At 66.4% G+C, this 16,302-nt stretch carries 14 protein-coding genes; 11 read left to right on the top strand and 3 right to left on the bottom strand.

What is annotated here, in order from left to right:
• Positions 1 to 8: 8 nt before the first annotated feature.
• The 6 genes from glnE (at position 9) to CV_RS10215 (ending at position 6,490) form a co-directional block, all read left to right on the top strand.
• Entirely contained in the window at positions 9 to 2,693 is a 2,685-nt protein-coding gene (glnE, locus tag CV_RS10240; RefSeq protein ID WP_011135643.1) for a bifunctional [glutamate--ammonia ligase]-adenylyl-L-tyrosine phosphorylase/[glutamate--ammonia-ligase] adenylyltransferase, read from the top strand.
• A 111-nt stretch (positions 2,694 to 2,804) separates the two neighbouring features.
• The gene (locus CV_RS10235; RefSeq protein WP_011135642.1) at positions 2,805 to 3,728 is read left to right on the top strand and encodes a branched-chain amino acid transaminase; all 924 of its coding nucleotides are present in this window, start codon (positions 2,805 to 2,807) and stop codon (positions 3,726 to 3,728) included.
• A gap of 97 nt (positions 3,729 to 3,825) precedes the next feature.
• The gene (locus CV_RS10230; protein WP_043596019.1) at positions 3,826 to 4,026 is read left to right on the top strand and encodes a zinc-finger domain-containing protein; all 201 of its coding nucleotides are present in this window, start codon (positions 3,826 to 3,828) and stop codon (positions 4,024 to 4,026) included.
• A gap of 117 nt (positions 4,027 to 4,143) precedes the next feature.
• Positions 4,144 to 5,181: a lipopolysaccharide heptosyltransferase II gene (gene waaF / locus CV_RS10225; RefSeq protein ID WP_011135640.1), complete on the top strand. Its 1,038-nt coding sequence runs from the start codon at positions 4,144 to 4,146 to the stop codon at positions 5,179 to 5,181.
• Between the two features lies 1 nt (position 5,182).
• Entirely contained in the window at positions 5,183 to 5,773 is a 591-nt protein-coding gene (locus tag CV_RS10220) for a TetR/AcrR family transcriptional regulator (RefSeq protein WP_043596016.1), read from the top strand.
• A gap of 72 nt (positions 5,774 to 5,845) precedes the next feature.
• Positions 5,846 to 6,490, top strand: coding sequence for a hypothetical protein (locus CV_RS10215; protein ID WP_011135638.1), 645 nt, complete (start codon positions 5,846 to 5,848; stop codon positions 6,488 to 6,490).
• 257 nt (positions 6,491 to 6,747) lie between these two features.
• Here the strand turns inward: CV_RS10215 and CV_RS10210 are convergent, their stop codons facing one another.
• The 3 genes from CV_RS10210 to CV_RS10200 form a co-directional block, all read right to left on the bottom strand.
• On the bottom strand, positions 6,748 to 8,697 hold the full coding sequence (locus tag CV_RS10210) for a helicase-related protein (protein ID WP_043596007.1): 1,950 nt from the start codon (positions 8,695 to 8,697) through the stop codon (positions 6,748 to 6,750).
• Between the two features lie 168 nt (positions 8,698 to 8,865).
• Positions 8,866 to 10,050, bottom strand: coding sequence for an acetyl-CoA C-acyltransferase (locus tag CV_RS10205; RefSeq protein WP_011135636.1), 1,185 nt, complete (start codon positions 10,048 to 10,050; stop codon positions 8,866 to 8,868).
• Positions 10,050 to 10,457 carry a MerR family transcriptional regulator gene (locus tag CV_RS10200; RefSeq protein WP_011135635.1) on the bottom strand — a complete coding sequence of 136 codons (408 nt, stop codon included), beginning with the start codon at positions 10,455 to 10,457 and terminating at the stop codon, positions 10,050 to 10,052. The genes CV_RS10205 and CV_RS10200 overlap by 1 nt, the downstream gene beginning before the upstream one ends.
• Before the next feature lie 135 nt (positions 10,458 to 10,592).
• Between CV_RS10200 and CV_RS10195 the strand changes: the two genes are divergently transcribed.
• From CV_RS10195 to CV_RS10175, 5 genes are all read left to right on the top strand, one after another.
• Entirely contained in the window at positions 10,593 to 11,441 is an 849-nt protein-coding gene (locus CV_RS10195) for a 3-hydroxybutyryl-CoA dehydrogenase (RefSeq protein ID WP_011135634.1), read from the top strand.
• A 39-nt stretch (positions 11,442 to 11,480) separates the two neighbouring features.
• Positions 11,481 to 12,983, top strand: a complete 1,503-nt coding sequence (locus CV_RS10190; protein WP_011135633.1) for a CoA-acylating methylmalonate-semialdehyde dehydrogenase — start codon at positions 11,481 to 11,483, stop codon at positions 12,981 to 12,983.
• Between the two features lie 70 nt (positions 12,984 to 13,053).
• Positions 13,054 to 14,214, top strand: a complete 1,161-nt coding sequence (locus CV_RS10185; protein ID WP_011135632.1) for an acyl-CoA dehydrogenase family protein — start codon at positions 13,054 to 13,056, stop codon at positions 14,212 to 14,214.
• Between the two features lie 145 nt (positions 14,215 to 14,359).
• Complete coding sequence (locus CV_RS10180; RefSeq protein WP_043596005.1) at positions 14,360 to 15,142, top strand: enoyl-CoA hydratase; 783 nt, start codon at positions 14,360 to 14,362, stop codon at positions 15,140 to 15,142.
• 31 nt (positions 15,143 to 15,173) lie between these two features.
• Positions 15,174 to 16,292 carry an enoyl-CoA hydratase/isomerase family protein gene (locus tag CV_RS10175; RefSeq protein ID WP_043596004.1) on the top strand — a complete coding sequence of 373 codons (1,119 nt, stop codon included), beginning with the start codon at positions 15,174 to 15,176 and terminating at the stop codon, positions 16,290 to 16,292.
• Positions 16,293 to 16,302: the final 10 nt, after the last annotated feature.

Genomic DNA, 16,302 nt, shown 5'->3' with positions numbered 1-16,302 from the left:
GAGCTATTATGCCAGCAAACACGAGCGCTGCCATTGCCCGCAGTTGCGAGTTTTCCCAATACTTGCACCGTCTCTTGACCGCGCGTCCCGAGGAGCGGCAGCGGCTGGAGCAATCCCTTCATCATCCCTTTTCGCTTGAGGATATGCAGGCATTCGCCGACTGGCCGGCGCTGGATGCGCCCGAAGCGCTGGCGCCGGCCCTGCGCCGCCTGCGGCAAGCGGTGGTGGCGCGGCTGATCTGCCGCGACCTGGAAAGCCTGGCGACGCTGGACGAGGTGGTGTCCACCATCAGCCAGCTGGCCGAATTCGCCGTACGCCAGGCGCTGGCCTGCGCCGCCGCGTCACTGCCGCAATACGGCCGGCCGATAGGCGAGGACAGCGGCGAGCCGCAGCAGCTGATCGTGATCGGGATGGGCAAGCTGGGCGGCGGCGAACTCAACGTCAGCTCCGATATCGACCTGATCTTCATCTACCCTGAAGGCGGCGAAACCGACGGCGCGCGCAAGATCAGCAACCACGAGTACTTCACCCAGGTGGGCAAGCGGCTGATCGCCCTGCTCAACGACGCCACCGCCGACGGCCAGGTATTCCGGGTCGACATGCGGCTGCGCCCCTACGGCGATTCCGGCCCGCTGGTGATGAGCTTCGCCGCGCTGGAGAATTACCTGCTCAGCCAGGGGCGGGAATGGGAACGCTACGCCTGGATCAAGGCCAAGGCCATCACCGGCGACGCCGACGGCCTGGCGCAACTGGTCCGCCCTTTCGTCTACCGCAAATACCTCGACTACAACGCCTACGGCGCGATGCGCGGACTGCACGCGCAGATCCGCCGCGAGGTGGCGCGTCGCGACATGGCCGACAACATCAAGCTGGGCCCCGGCGGCATTCGTGAAGCCGAGTTCATCGCCCAGGTGTTCCAGCTGATCCGCGGCGGCCGCGACCGCACCTTGCAGCTGCGCGGCACCCGCGCCACGCTGGAGCGGCTGGCCGCGCTGCGGCTGCTGGAGCCGGCCGCGGTGGCCGAGCTGCAAGCGTCCTACGCCTTCCTGCGCAATCTGGAGCACCGGCTGCAGTACCTGGACGACCAGCAGACGCAAACCCTGCCGGAAGCGCCGGAAACACGGCAAAAAATCGCAGCCAGCATGGGCCACGCCGACTGGCCGGCCTTTCTCGACGCGCTGAACGAGGTGCGGCGCAAGGTCAGCCGCCACTTCGAGCAGGTGTTCATCCTGCCCAGCGAGGACAGCGCCAGCCACCCCTTGTCCGAGCTCTGGCTGGACGTGGCGGAACAGAGTCCCGAAACCCGGCTGGCGGAGCTCGGCTACGCCGATCCGGCCGCCGTCGCCCGCCAGCTCACCGGGCTGGCACAAAGCCAGCGCTACCTGCAGATGCCGCTGGCCGGCCGCAAGCAACTGGATGCGCTGATGCCGGCGCTGATCGAAGTGGCCGCGCGCTTTCCCAACGCCGACGACACGCTGTCGCGCATCATCGGCCTGATGGAAGCGATCAGCCGGCGGGCCTCCTACCTGGCGCTGCTCACCGAATACCCGCAGACGCTGCAGCGGCTGGCCTCGTTGTACTCGTCCAGCGCCTGGGTGTCGGCCTACCTCAGCCGACACCCCATCCTGCTGGACGAACTGCTGGACGCGCGCATGCTGTACGCCGCGCCCGACTGGCCGCTGCTGGCCGCCCAACTGGAGACGCAGCTGGCGCAGGCCGACGGCGACGTCGAGGCCAAGATGGACGCGCTGCGGCACTTCCAGCACGCGCAGACCTTCCGCCTGGTCGCCCAGGACCTGGCCGGCATGTGGACGCTGGAAGCGCTGTCCGACGAACTGTCGCGGCTGGCCGACCTGGTCCTGGCCGCGGCCGTGCGCCATGCCTGGCGGGACATCCCGTCGCGCCATTGCGAGACGCCCCGTTTCGCGGTGATAGGCTACGGCAAGCTGGGCGGCAAGGAGCTGGGCTACGCGTCCGACCTGGACATCATCTTCCTCTACGACGACGAGCACCCCGACGCCCCCGATCTGTATTCCCGGCTGGCGCGCAAGCTGTCCACCTGGCTGACCAGCGCCACCGCGGCCGGCGTGCTGTACGACATCGACCTGCGGCTGCGGCCCAACGGCTCCAGCGGCCTCTTGGTCAGCTCCATCTCCGCCTTCCGCCAGTACCAGGAAAACCAGGCCTGGGTCTGGGAGCACCAGGCGCTGACCCGCGCCCGCTTCGTCGCCGGCGACGCCGGCATCGGCTCGCAATTCGAGGCCGAACGCCACGCCATCCTGACGCTGGAACGCGATCCGGCCAAGCTGCGCGATGAAGTGATGGCGATGCGCCAGCGCATGCTGGACTCGCATCCTGCCCACGACGGCGACGTGAAAAACGCCCGCGGCGGCATCATAGACATCGAATTCATCGTCCAGTACCTGATCCTGGCCCACGCCAAGACCTTGCCCGCCCTCACCGGCAACACCGGCAACATCGCGCTGCTGGCGGTGGCGGCCGAGGCTGGGCTGATAGACCGCCGACTGGCCGAAGACGCCCGCGCCGCCTACCGGCTGTACCGCCGGCTGCAGCATTCTGCGCGTCTCAACGACAGGAAAACCGTGGAAGTCGACGAATCGCTGCGGACGGCCTATGCGCGCGGCCGCGAGTTGTGGCGACAAGTTTTCGAGCAAGCGCTCGATTTTTCCTGATCCCGGGTTCACAAGTCCGCCGGCCGCGGTATACACTGGTCCATCAACACGGCGGCGGGCGCCTTGCCGCGCACCGCCGCCACACCAAGCACAACACAGGAGAAGACCGAGATGTCGATGGCTGATCGCGACGGATATATCTGGTATGACGGCAAGCTGGTGGACTGGCGCGACGCCACCACTCATGTGCTGACCCACACCCTGCACTACGGCATGGGCGTGTTCGAAGGCGTGCGCGCCTACGAAACGCCGAAGGGTCCGGCCATCTTCCGCCTGCAGGACCATACCGAGCGCCTGTTCCGCTCCGCCAAGATTCTGGGCATCGCCCTGCCCTTCACTCCGGAAGACATCAACCAGGCCCACCTGGACGTGGTCAAGGCCAACGGCCTGAAATCCTGCTACTTCCGTCCGATGGCCTTCTACGGCTCCGGCAAGCTGGGCGTGGCGCCGATGAAGAACGACGTGCGCGTGATCGTGGCTGCCTGGCCCTGGGGCGCCTACCTGGGCGAAGAAGGCCTGGAGAAAGGCATCCGCGTGAAGACCAGCTCCTTCACCCGCCACCACGTCAACATCACCATGTGCAAGGCCAAGGCCAACGGCAACTACATGAACTCCATCCTGGCCAACAACGAGGCCACCGCCGACGGCTACGACGAGGCGCTGCTGCTGGACGTGGACGGCTTCGTCGCCGAAGGCTCGGGCGAAAACATCTTCATCGTGCGCAAGGGCAAGCTTTATACTCCGGACCTGACCAGCGCGCTGGAAGGCATCACCCGCGACACCGTGGTGCAGATCGCCAAGGAGATGGGCCTGGAGCTGATCGAGAAGCGCATCACCCGCGACGAGGTCTACAGCGCCGACGAGGCCTTCTTCACCGGCACCGCCGCCGAGGTGACCCCGATCCGCGAGCTGGACCGCCGCCCGATCGGCGCCGGCAGCCGCGGCCCGATCACCGCGGAAATCCAGAAGCGCTACTTCAATATCGTCAAGGGTCTGGACGCCGAACACGAACACTGGCTCACATACGTGAAATAAAACGGGTAATATCCGCACTGCGCGCCAGCAGCGACCGGTTCCGCCGGCCTGCTGGCAATGCATTTCGGACACCCGCTTGCCGCAACAAGGAATGACCATGGCAGAACAGAAAGAAAACACCGAACGCTATATCGAAGTCACCCAGCACGACCTGCCGCTGCACTGCCCGATGCCGGACATGAAAGCGTGGAACTCCCACCCGCGCGTCTACCTGCCGGTGCACAAGACCGGCGAGTCCCTCTGCCCGTACTGCGGCACCAAGTACAAGCTGGTCGGCCCCGTCGGCCACCATCACTGATCCCGCGGCCGGCCGCGACGGCAAAGGGTGTGGCGCGGGCCACACCTTTTTTGATTCCCGCAGCCAAACCCAAGCCGCGCTGGCCAGCCGGCTTGGGTTTGGAACCGGAAATACCCAATGAAGAAGAAAATCCTGGTCATCGGCCCCTCCTGGGTCGGTGACAGCGTGATGGCCCAGCCGCTGTACCGCCGCCTGCACCAGCGCCACCCCGGACTGGAACTGCACGTGTTCGCGCCGGCGTGGACCCTGCCGCTGCTGGCCCGGATGCCGGAAGTGGCCCAGTCCCACCTCAACCCCTTCGGCCACGGCGCGCTGCGCCTGGTCGAGCGCTGGAAAGTGGCCCGCCACCTGGCGCGCGAACGTTTCGACCAGGTGATCGTGCTGCCCAACTCGCTGAAGTCGGCGCTGATTCCGCTGTTCGCCCGCATTCCGCTGCGCACCGGCTTTCTCGGCGAATCCCGCTATGGCCTGCTCAACGATGCCCGCGAGCTGGACGAGCAGGAACTGCCGATGATGGTGGAGCGCTTCTGCGCGCTGGCGGAAGACCGCAAGCAGCCGCTGCCGCGCCCCATTCCCAACCCGCAGCTGATCGCCACCCCGGCGGTCCAGCGACAGGCTGCGGCCAAGCTGGGCCTGGATGTCTCGCGCCCCATCGTCGCCTTCTGCCCCGGCGCGGAATACGGCCCGGCCAAGCGCTGGCCCGCCCGCCACTTCGCCGAGCTGGCCAAGCGCTTCCAGGCCGCCGGCTATGCGGTGTGGCTGTTCGGCTCGCCCAAGGACAAGCAGATCGGCGACGACATCGCTCGGCTGGCCGGCGACGCCGCCGTCAATCTGTGCGGCGCCACCGGGCTGGACGAAGCGATAGACCTGATGGGCCTGGCCAAGCTGGCCGTATGCAACGATTCGGGACTGATGCACGTCGCCGCCGCGCTCGACAAACCGTTGGTGGCCCTGTACGGCTCCTCCAGCCCCGACTTCACTCCGCCGCTGTCGCAACGGGCAGAGATCGTGTCGCTGAATCTGGATTGCAGCCCCTGTTTCGAGCGCAGCTGCCCGTACGGCCACACCGACTGCCTGGAAAAAATGCAGCCGGAGTTAGTGTGGCAGGCCGCGCAACGACTACTCCCCTCGCTTGTCCCCATCGCACAGGATTGACATGAGCCCAGTGGAACCCACCCGCCCCCCCGAGGAAAATGGCCGGCGCATGGAGCTGGTCCGCGCCGCCGCCATCCTGTTCCGCGACCAGGGCTACGAACGCACCACCGTGCGCGACCTGGGCAACGCCGTCGGCATGCAGTCCGGCAGCCTGTTCTACCATTTCCGCACCAAGGAAGAAATCCTGGTGGCGGTGATGGCGCTGGGCATCACCAGCACCACCGAGCAGCTCGCCGCCGCGCTGGACGCCGCGCCCGACATCCGCGACAAGCTCGCCGCCCTGTTCCGCGTTCATCTGAACTCCCTGCTGGGAGACAACCAGGCGGCGCTGGAAGTGATGCTGTACGAATGGCGCAGCGTGTCGGAATCCGCCAAACCCGGACTGGTGGTGCTGCGCGACCGCTACGAGACGCTGTGGCAGCAGGTGCTGGACGAGGCCGCCGACGCCGGCCTGGTCAAGCGGGACACCCGTTTGCTGCGCCGCACGCTGCTGGGCAGCCTGCACTGGACCGTGCAATGGTATCGACGCGACGGCGAGCTCGACGTGGATGCGCTGGCCCAGCGCATGTTGCAACTGGTACTGTTCGACTAGACAGGAAAAAACCTTATCAAAAGGGGAAAAATGTTCTAATATCAGCGATATAGGAACATTGGGACCCTAGCCATGGCAAATATCGCGAGCGTAGGCTACCCCGCCGCGCAAACGCTCTATGCCGGGCAAAACACCCGGCAGGTGCAGACTTCGCTGGAAAACGGCCAGGCCGCCGTCCAGAAAGCTGCCAGCGAGCCCCAGACCCAGATCGCCGTCCGGCAAAATCCGGACGCGGCCCGGGTCGAGCAGCAGTTGCAGCAGCAACTGAACAGCAGCCAGACCCGGCAAGCCGCTCGACAGGCGACAGACCAGCAACAGGCGGCAGCGGCCTCCGCGGCTCCTCCCGCTCCGGAAAACAAGGCTGCGCTGGCCACCGCCCCGCGGCCCGAAGTCGCGGCAGCGGCATCGCCTGCCGTCAACGGCAATGCCGCGCCGGCAAAGAACGGCAACGCGAACCAGGCCTCAAATGACAGGGCTGCCGCCAACAATGTGACGGCCCGGGCACCGGCAGCGGCAACGCAACAGCAGCAGTCCGCCCAAGCCACCCCGCCGACCCCGGCGCAAACCGCTACCGCGTCCGCCGCCCAGAACACTCAGGCGGTGGAGCAGGAACAGCGCCGCAACGGCAGCGGCCGCCTCGCCGTGTCGCAGTACCAGGCCAACCAGTCGTTGCTGCAGCCCAGCGTGTCCAGCACCAATATCTCCACCACGGCCTGACAACGGGCCTGGAAAATGGATAAGAGCGGCTAACAAAATTCCGTTCCACGGCTGAGACAAGGCATGCCGCCACGGACAGCACAAGCCACATGGCAAGTCGGTGCCACGCAGCATCAGGATTTTTGTTAGCGGCCCCAAAGACAAGCCCCGCCAAATCGGCGGGGCTTTTCATTGCTGGCGACGACAGAAACTGGCTGCCAGCATGTCGAACGGCCGCCGCGACATGCGCGCGGCGGCGCGCCGGTTTGTCATCCGCGTCAACGCCGCCGCCCGCCGCCGGCCCCGCGGCGCGCCGGTTCGCTCCCGCGCCTGCCCTTGCGCTTCTGGGCGTTCTGCACCTGCAGCAGTCCGTCTATGCGCTCCGAGGTCGACAGCATCAGCATCTGGGCCATTTCGCCGTCGGGGAAGGTTTCCGGCATTCGGTAGCCCAGCCAGGCATAGGCAGCGTACAACTTGCAGCTGTCCTCGAGGTATTGCAGCTCGTTGCGGCCGCCAGTCCCCATCATCCTGAGCAGCGGAGCGGCCTTGCCGCGCGCGCGCTGCTCGGCCCAATCGTGCAGCGCGTTTTCCAGCATCGGGATCTTGGTCGAAATCGGGCACAGGCTGAAAGTGTAGCGGTCGGCCAGGCTCAGCGGCAGCGCGTCCAGCCACTCCGCCTTTTCCATCTGATCCGACAGATTGGCCGGCAGGAAAAACTCGTCGTGCACATTGATATGCTTGGTGAACAGGCTAAGCAACTGCTTGAGCCTGATCTCGCCGGTGGCCTGGGAAATCGCTTCCAGATACTTGAGGCTGGGCGCGACGAAAAAGCCGTTGTTCGGCAGCGCCTCGGGCTTCTGCCTGAGCAGCGCGCCTATGGTCTTGTGGGTGAGGCCGTCGAAACCGGCGACATAGCCGGTCTCGTGCTTGCCGAAGCGGCCGGCGCGGCCGGCGATCTGCTTGGCCAGCGGCGCGGCGATGACGCCCTCGGCGTAGCCGTCCCACTTGCTGGCGGTGGTGAAGATGATGCGCCGCGCCGGCGTGTTCAGCCCCATGCCAATGGCGTCGGTGGCCACCACCACCTGGGTTTCGCCGGCGACGAAGCGCTCGGCCTGCGCCTGGCGCACTTCCGGCGACAAGTTGCCGTAGATGGCCGACACGCTCAGCCCCTGCTCGATCACCTTGTCGCGCCAGTTCAGCACCTCGCGCCGCGAGAAGGCGATCAGCACATCGCCCGGCTTCAGGTTCTTCAGCGACAGCAACGGCGCCTTGTCCATCTGCAGCGCGGTCTTGCGCTCCAGCGTGCGCACTTCCAGCGTGCCGCCGACGCGCGCCACCAGCGACTCGATCGCCTCGCGCGACTCCGGCGCGCCGACGAGATAAATCGTCTGCGCCGGCACGCCGCACACGGCCGCGGTCCAGGCCGCGCCGCGGTCCGGGTCGTCCAGCAATTGAATCTCGTCTATCACCGCCACTTCCACCTGCCGCTCGGGATTCAGCATTTCCACCGTGCTGGCAACGTGGGTGGCGTCCGGATGCAGCTTGCGCTGCTCGCCGGTGATCAGGCTGACGGCGACGCCGGCCTGTTGCAGCCGGGTGTAGTTTTCCAGCGCCAGCAAGCGCAGCGGCGCCAGGTAGACGCCGCTCTTGGCCTTTTGCAGATGCTCCATCGCCGCGTGGGTCTTGCCGGAATTGGTCGGCCCCAGCACCGCGATGAAGTGGCGCTGCATCGCGTAGGCGGTGGCGAAGGACTCCGGGTAGCGCGACAGGTTGACCGCGTCGCGGGTCTTGGCGGCAGCCTTGTCGGCGCTTTGCCGGCTGCGCGCGGCGGCCACCCGGTCCAGCGCGATGGTGCAGCGCACCCTGGCGCGTTCGTACTTGGCCATGAAGGCGCTGAGCGCGCGCAGCGGGTCGACGCCGTCCACCGCGAACACCTCGCGCGCGCAGGCGGCGAGCTGGCTTTCCAGCTTTTGCCGCGCGGCCTCGTTCCAGCGTTCCTTGACCAGATCCAGCCGGGCCTCCGCATCCAGCTTGCGCCATTTGCCGCTCTTGCCGAGGAAGCCCTCGTCCGGCACCAGGTGGTACGGTATCCGGTGGCCGTCCAGCTCCAGCTCGCCATGCACCGACACCGCATGGCTGCCCTCGGTGGTGACGATGGTGGCGTTGTGCGCGGCCAGGTAGTCGTCGAGCTGGATCTCGGGCGGCAATGCTTCAACGGTGTCGGTCATGACGGCTTTCGTTACGGTGCTAAAGGCGGGCGATGATAAAGCAGCCGGCGGCGGCGCGCCAGCATGGTGCGACTCTATCAAAATCCGCCATCGCCGACGACAAGGCAAGTTACAAAACAAACGAGCCGCAGGAATGCCCTGCGGCTCGTCGGCCGGCGCGGCAAGCGCTTAGATCAGCTCGACCGCCAGCGCGGTGGCTTCGCCGCCGCCTATGCACAGGCTGGCCACGCCGCGCTTGCCGCCGCGCTGTTTCAGCGCGGACAGCAGCGAGATCACGATGCGGGCGCCGGACGCGCCGATCGGATGGCCCAGCGCGCAAGCGCCGCCATGCACGTTCACCTTGTCGTGCGGCAGCTTCAGGTCGTGCATCGCCGCCATCGTCACCACGGCGAAGGCTTCGTTGATCTCGTACAGATCGACCTCGCCGGCCCTCCAGCCGGTCTTGGCCAGCAGCTTTTCAATGGCGTGCACCGGGGCGGTGGTGAACCAGCCCGGCTCGTGGGCGAAGCTGCTGTGGCCGACCACGCGGGCGATGGGCTTCAGGCCGCGTTTGGCCGCCTCGGCCGCCGTCATCAACACCAGCGCGGCGCCGCCGTCGGAGATGGAGCTGGAGTTGGCCGGGGTCACGGTGCCGTCCTTCTTGAATGCCGGCTTCAAGGTCGGGATCTTGTCCAGATTGGCCTTCAGCGGCTGCTCGTCGGTGTCCACCACCGTGTCGCCGCCGCGGCCCGGCACCGTGACAGCGGCGATCTCGTCCTTGAACTGGCCGCCCTTGATCGCCTGCTGGGCGCGGGTCAGCGAGGCGATGGCGAACTCATCCTGGTCCTGGCGGCTGAAGCCGTATTTCTCGGCGCACTGCTCGGCGAACACCCCCATCAGCGTGCCCTTCTGATAAGCATCCTCCAGGCCGTCCAGGAACATGTGGTCCTTGATTTCGCCATGACCCAGGCGCAGGCCGCCGCGGGCCTTGGGCATCAGATAGGGCGCGTTGCTCATGCTCTCCATGCCGCCGGCCACCACAACGCCGCCGTTGCCGGCCAGCAATTGGTCATGCGCCATCATCAGCGCCTTCATGCCGGAGCCGCACATCTTGTTGATGGTGGTGCACGGCGTGGACTGCGGCAAGCCACCGCCCAGGGCCGCCTGGCGCGCCGGGGCCTGGCCCTGGCCGGCCGGCAGCACGCAGCCCATGATCACTTCGTCCACATCGCCGGCGGAGACGCCTGCGCGCTCCACCGCGGCGCGGATCGCGGCCGCGCCCAGCTGGCTGGCGGTCAGACCGGACAGCGCGCCCTGGAAGCCGCCCATGGCGGTGCGCGCCATGCCCACGATCACGATTTCCTGTTGTTGCATCACAGCTCCTTTGCTTGGTTGTGGCCGTTGGCGCGCTTGCCCAGCGATTTCTCGCACTGGCCGCGCAACTGGCCGATTTCGGTCAGCACCACCTTGATGTCTTCCATCTGCGCCAAAAGCTGCTGCTCCTTGCGCGCCAGGATGCGGATGAATTCCTGCAGCTGCGGCGCGTCGTCGTGCGCCGCGTCGTACAGCGCGAACAGCTCGCGTATCTCCTGCAAGGACAAGCCGATACGCTTGCCGCGCAGGATCAGCATCAGCCGCACGCGGTCGCGCCGGTTGTAGATGCGCCGCTGCCCCGCCCGCTCCGGCTCCAGCAGGCCCTGGTCCTCGTAAAAGCGGATGGCGCGGGTGGTGATGTCGAACTCCTGCGCGAGTTCGGTGATGTTGAAAACCTGTTCGCCCATGCGTCTGTCCCTTTATCTTCCCGCTGCGGCCACGCGCGCCACAGTCGGGTGCTTTTGCATTCATTGTCTGTTGACGTTGACGTAAACGTCAAGTTATCGTGATCGAAAGTAGAGCAAACAGTCCAGGAGAAGCAGATGAGCCAGAAAATCGGCGTGGTGGGCGCGGGCACGATGGGCAACGGCATCGCCCAGGTCTTCGCGATGAAGGGTTTCGACGTGGTATTGGCCGACGTCAGCGACGCGGCCCTGGTCAAGGGCACAGCCAACATCAACATCAGCCTGCAGCGGATGGCGAAGAAGGAGCTGATCGCCGAAGCCAACATCCCCGGCATCCTCGCCCACATCCGCGCCACCACCAAACTGGCCGAGCTGGCCGGCTGCGACGTGGTGGTGGAAGCCGCCACCGAAAACGCCGAGATCAAGGAAAAAATCTTCCGCGAACTGGACGCCGCCGTCGGCGAGAAATGCGTGCTGGCGTCCAATACCTCGTCCATCTCCCTCACCCGCATCGCCAGCTGGGTCAGCCACCCGGAACGGGTGGTGGGCATGCACTTCATGAATCCGGTGCCGCTGATGCAGCTGGTGGAGATCATCCGCGCGCTGCAAACCGGCGACGAGGCCTACCACACCGTGTTCCACCTGACGCAGGCGCTGGGCAAGACCCCGGTGACGGTGAAGGACGGCGCCGGCTTCGTCTCCAACCGCGTGCTGATGCCGATGATCAACGAGGCCGCCTTCGCGCTGTACGAGAACCTGGCCACCGCCGAGGACATCGACACCGTGATGAAGCTGGGCATGAATCACCCTATCGGTCCGCTGGCCCTGGCCGACCTGATCGGCCTGGACACCTGCCTGTCCATCATGGACATCCTGCACCGCGAGTTCCGCGACAGCAAATACCGCGCCTGCCCGCTGCTCGCGCAGCTGGTGCAGGCCGGCCATCTGGGCCGCAAGAGCGGCAAAGGCTTCTACAGCTACAACTGAGCAGCGCCATCAGCCCGAACAATTAGAGGAGGCAGTGCCATGAGCCAGTCGGTACCCAACATCAAGCTGTTGATAGGCGGCGAATTCGTCGAGTCCCAAACCACGGAATGGCGCGACATCGTCAACCCGGCCACCCAGGAAGTGCTGGCGCGCGTGCCGCTGGCCACTGCCGACGAGGTGAACGCCGCCGTCGCCGCCGCCAAGGAAGCGTTCAAGACCTGGAAGAAAACGCCGATCGGCACCCGCGCCCGCATTTTCCTGAAATACCAGCAGTTGATCCGCGAAAACATGAAGGAGCTGGCCGCCATCCTCACCGCCGAACAGGGCAAGACCCTGGCCGATGCCGAAGGCGACATCTTCCGCGGCCTGGAGGTGGTGGAGCACGCCGCCAACATCGGCACGCTGCAGATGGGCGAATACGCCGAAAACGTGGCCGGCGGCGTGGACACCTACACCGTGCAGCAACCCTTGGGCGTGTGCGCCGGCATCACCCCGTTCAACTTCCCGGCGATGATCCCGCTGTGGATGTTCCCGATGGCAATCGCCACCGGCAACACCTTCGTGCTGAAGCCGTCCGAGCAAGACCCGATGGTGACGATGCGCCTGGTCGAGCTGGCGCTGGAAGCCGGCATTCCCAAGGGCGTGCTCAACGTGGTTCACGGCGCGGCATCGGTCGTCGACGCCATCTGCGACCACCCCGACATCAAAGCGGTGTCCTTCGTCGGCTCCACCAAGGTGGGCACCCACGTCTACCAGCGCGCCACCCTCAGCGGCAAGCGCGCCCAATGCATGATGGGCGCCAAGAACCACGCCATCGTACTGCCCGACGCCAACAAGGAGCAGGCGCTGAACCAGCTGACCGGCGCGGCCTTCGGCGCCGCCGGCCAGCGCTGCATGGCGCTCAGCGTGGCGGTGCTGGTCGGCGAGGCCCAGCAGTGGATTCCGGAACTGGTGGCCAAGGCCAAGGGGCTGAAAGTGGGCCCCGGCAAGGACAACCCCGACCTCGGCCCGGTGATCTCCTGCGCCGCGCTGGACCGCGTCAAAAGCCTGATCGCCCGCGGCGTCGAGGAAGGCGCCAAGCTGGAGCTGGACGGCCGCGGCGTGAAAGTGGCCGGCTTCGAGAGCGGCAACTTCGTCGGCCCCACCATCTTCTCCGGCGTCAAGCCCGAAATGGCGATCTACCACCAGGAAATCTTCGGCCCGGTGCTGTGCCTGATGGCCGCCGACACGCTGGACGAAGCCATCGCGATCATCAACGCAAACCCCAACGGCAACGGCACCGCGGTGTTCACCCAGAGCGGCGCGGCGGCGCGCAAGTTCCAGGAAGAGATCGACGTCGGCCAGGTGGGCATCAACGTGCCGATCCCGGTGCCGGTGCCGCTGTTCAGCTTCACCGGCAGCCGCGCGTCCAAGCTGGGCGACCTCGGCCCCTACGGCAAGCAGGTGGTGGCCTTCTACACCCAGACCAAGACCGTCACCAGCCGCTGGTTCGACGACGAGGCCAGCAGCGGCAAGGTGCACACCACCATCTCGCTGCGCTGATTGTCGCGTAGGGCGGATGCCCCGTTAAGCGGGGCGATCCGCCTGCTCCGTCTCAATAGGAACACAGAACATGAATTTCGAACTGAACGAAGACCAGATCGCCTTCCAGCAAAGCGCCCGCGATTTCGCCGAGCATGAGCTGGCGCCGCACGCGGCCGAATGGGACGCCGAGTCCCTCTTCCCGCTGGACGTGATCCGCAAGAGCGGCGACATGGGCTTTCTGGGCCTGTACACGCCGGAAGCTTACGGCGGCCTGGGCCTGTCGCGGCTGGACTCCGCCATCGTGTTCGAGGAGCTGGCCGCCGGTTGCACCTCCACCGCCGCCTACCTGACCATCCACAACATGGTCAGCTGGATGATCGCCAGCTTCGGCAGCAAGCAACTAGCTGAACAATGGGTGCCGAAAATGGTGACCGGCGAAGTCTTGGGCAGCTACTGTCTGACCGAGCCGGGCGCCGGCTCCGACGCCGCCTCGCTGAAGACTCGCGCCGAGAAGAAAGGCGAGGTCTATGTGCTGAACGGCGGCAAGATGTTCATCTCCGGCGCCGGCAGCACCCAGGTGCTGGTGGTGATGGCCCGCACCGGCGGCCCCGGCCCCAAGGGCATCTCCGCCTTCGTGGTGCCGGCCGACGCGCCGGGCGTCAGCTACGGCAAGAAGGAAAAGAAAATGGGTTGGAACAGCCAGCCCACCCGCGCCATCACCTTCGACAACGTCGAAATCCCGGTGGCAAACCGGCTGGGCGAGGAAGGCCAGGGATTCGCCTTCGCCATGAAGGGACTGGACGGCGGCCGCATCAATATCGCCACCTGCGCCGTCGGCACCGCCCAGGCCGCGCTGAACGCCGCGCAGCGCTATGTGCAGGAACGCCAGCAATTCGGCCACCCGCTGGCAGAATTGCAAACCGTGCAGTTCCGCCTGGCCGACATGCTGACCGAGCTGGTGGCCGCGCGCCAGATGGTGCGCCTGGCCGCCTGGAAGCTGGACAATGCCAGCGCCGACGCCACCGCCTATTGCGCGATGGCAAAGCGCCTGGCCACCGATCTGAGTTTCAATATCGCCAACAACGCGCTGCAGTTGTTCGGCGGCTACGGCTATCTGCAGGACTTCCCGCTGGAGCGCCACGTGCGCGACCTGCGCGTGCACCAGATTCTGGAAGGCACCAACGAAGTGATGCGGATGATAGTCGGCCGCAAGATGCTGCAGGACGGCGCGCTGGAAACGCTGCGCTAGGCAAGGCCGGCAAAATCCCTGATGCTGCGTTGCGCCGGCTGGCCGTACTCATATGTACTGTCTGCGCCGGCGCGCCTTGCCTCAGCCGCTGCGCTGGATTTTTCCAGCCTTGCCGGTTCAAAACAGAATTCATAAAGGCATAAATATGAATAGCTACGCCCACCTGAACGTGGAAAAACGCGGCCACACCGCCGTGGTGACCATAGACAACCCGCCGGCCAACACCTGGAACCGCGCCAGCCTCACCGCGCTGAAGCAGTTGGTGGCCGACCTCAACGCCGACCGCGACATCTACGCGCTGGTGATCACCGGCCAGGGCGAGAAATTCTTCTCCGCCGGCGCCGACCTGAACCTGTTCGCCGATGGAGACAAGAAAGTCGCCACCGAGATGACCCTGCTGTTCGGCGAAGCCTTCGAGGCGCTGTCGGCTTTTCGCGGCGTCAGCATCGCCGCGATCAACGGCTACGCCATGGGCGGCGGCCTGGAGTGCGCGCTGGCCTGCGACATCCGCATCGCCGAGGAGCAGGCGCAGATGGCGCTGCCGGAAGCCGGCGTCGGCCTGCTGCCCTGCGCCGGCGGCACCCAGAACCTGCCGTGGCTGGTCGGCGAAGGCTGGGCCAAGCGCATGATCCTGTGCGGCGAACGCGTCAACGCCGCCACCGCCGAACGCATCGGCCTGGTGGAACAGGTGGTGGCCAAGGGCGAGGCGCTGGCCGCTGCGCTCAAGCTGGCCGAAGGCGTGGCCAGGCAGTCGCCGTCGTCGGTCGGCGTGTGCAAGCAGCTGGTGCAGGCCGCCCGCACCCAGCCGCCGGCCTGGAACCTGATCAAGGAACGCGAAGCCTTCATCAAGCTGTTCGACACCCAGGACCAGGCCGAAGGCACCCGCGCCTTCCTGGAAAAGCGCGCGCCGAACTGGAAGAACGCCTGAAACCCGCCCATCACCCGAACGAGGTCCCGCCATGCAAGACGTGGTGCTGTTTGACGAACTGACTACCGGCGACGGCCATCGCATCGCCGTCGCCACCCTCAACGCCGAGAAATCGCTGAACGCGCTGACGCTGGACATGATCCGGCTGCTGGACGCCCGCCTCACCATCTGGGAGCGCGACGAAGGCATCGTCGCCGTGGTGCTGCGCGGCGCCGGCGAGCGCGCCTTCTGCGCCGGCGGCGACGTGCGCGGCCTGCGAGAAAAGCTGGTCAGCGAGCCGCACTACCCGCATCCGCACGCCGTGGCCTTCTTCACCGAGGAATACACGCTCGACTACCGCATCCACCGTTACCCAAAGCCGCTGATCGTGTGGGGCGGCGGCATCGTGATGGGCGGCGGCCTGGGCCTGATGGCCGGCGCCAGCCACCGCGTGGTCACGCCCGCCACCCGCATCGCGATGCCGGAAATCACCATCGGCCTGTACCCGGACGTGGGCGGCAGCTGGTTCCTGCAGCGCATGCCTGCGCACCTGGGCCTGTTCCTGGCGCTGACCGGCGCGCCGCTGAACGCCCACGACGCGCTGATCGCCAATCTGGCCGACCACGTGCTGGCGGCGGATGCCTACCCGGCGCTGCTGCAGGCCTTGCAGGCGGCAAACTGGGGCCACGACGCCCATGCGCGCCCGGCCCTGGTCAGCGCCTTGCTGAACCAGCTGGAAAGCCAGCTGGGCGACGCGCTGCCGGCGTCCAACGTCGAACGCAATCTGCTGGCGGTGCACCGGCTGATGAACAAGGGCGACCTGGCCGCCGTCAGCGCGGCCCTCACCGAAACCGCCTTCGAAGACCCGTGGCTCTCTGACGCCGCCAAGAACTTTCGCCATGGCTGCCCCACTTCCGCTGCCGTCAGCTGGGAAATCCTGGACCGCGCCAAGCACATGTCGCTGGCCGAGGCGCTGCGGATGGAACTGGTTCTATCCGTCAACTTCTGCGCCCGCTCCGACTTCCCCGAGGGCGTGCGCGCGCTGCTGGTGGACAAGGACCGCAATCCGCGCTGGAGCCGGCAGCTGGCCGACATCGACCAGGCCTGGGTGGACGGGCATTTCGAATCGCCGTGGCGCGAGGCCGACCACCCGCTGGCGGGATTGAAATAACAAGCATACA

This window comes from Chromobacterium violaceum ATCC 12472, assembly GCF_000007705.1.
GTDB lineage: Bacteria > Pseudomonadota > Gammaproteobacteria > Burkholderiales > Chromobacteriaceae > Chromobacterium > Chromobacterium violaceum.
The sequence above is the reverse complement of the archived record's forward strand: the minus strand, read 5'-3'. Positions and strand labels throughout refer to the sequence as shown.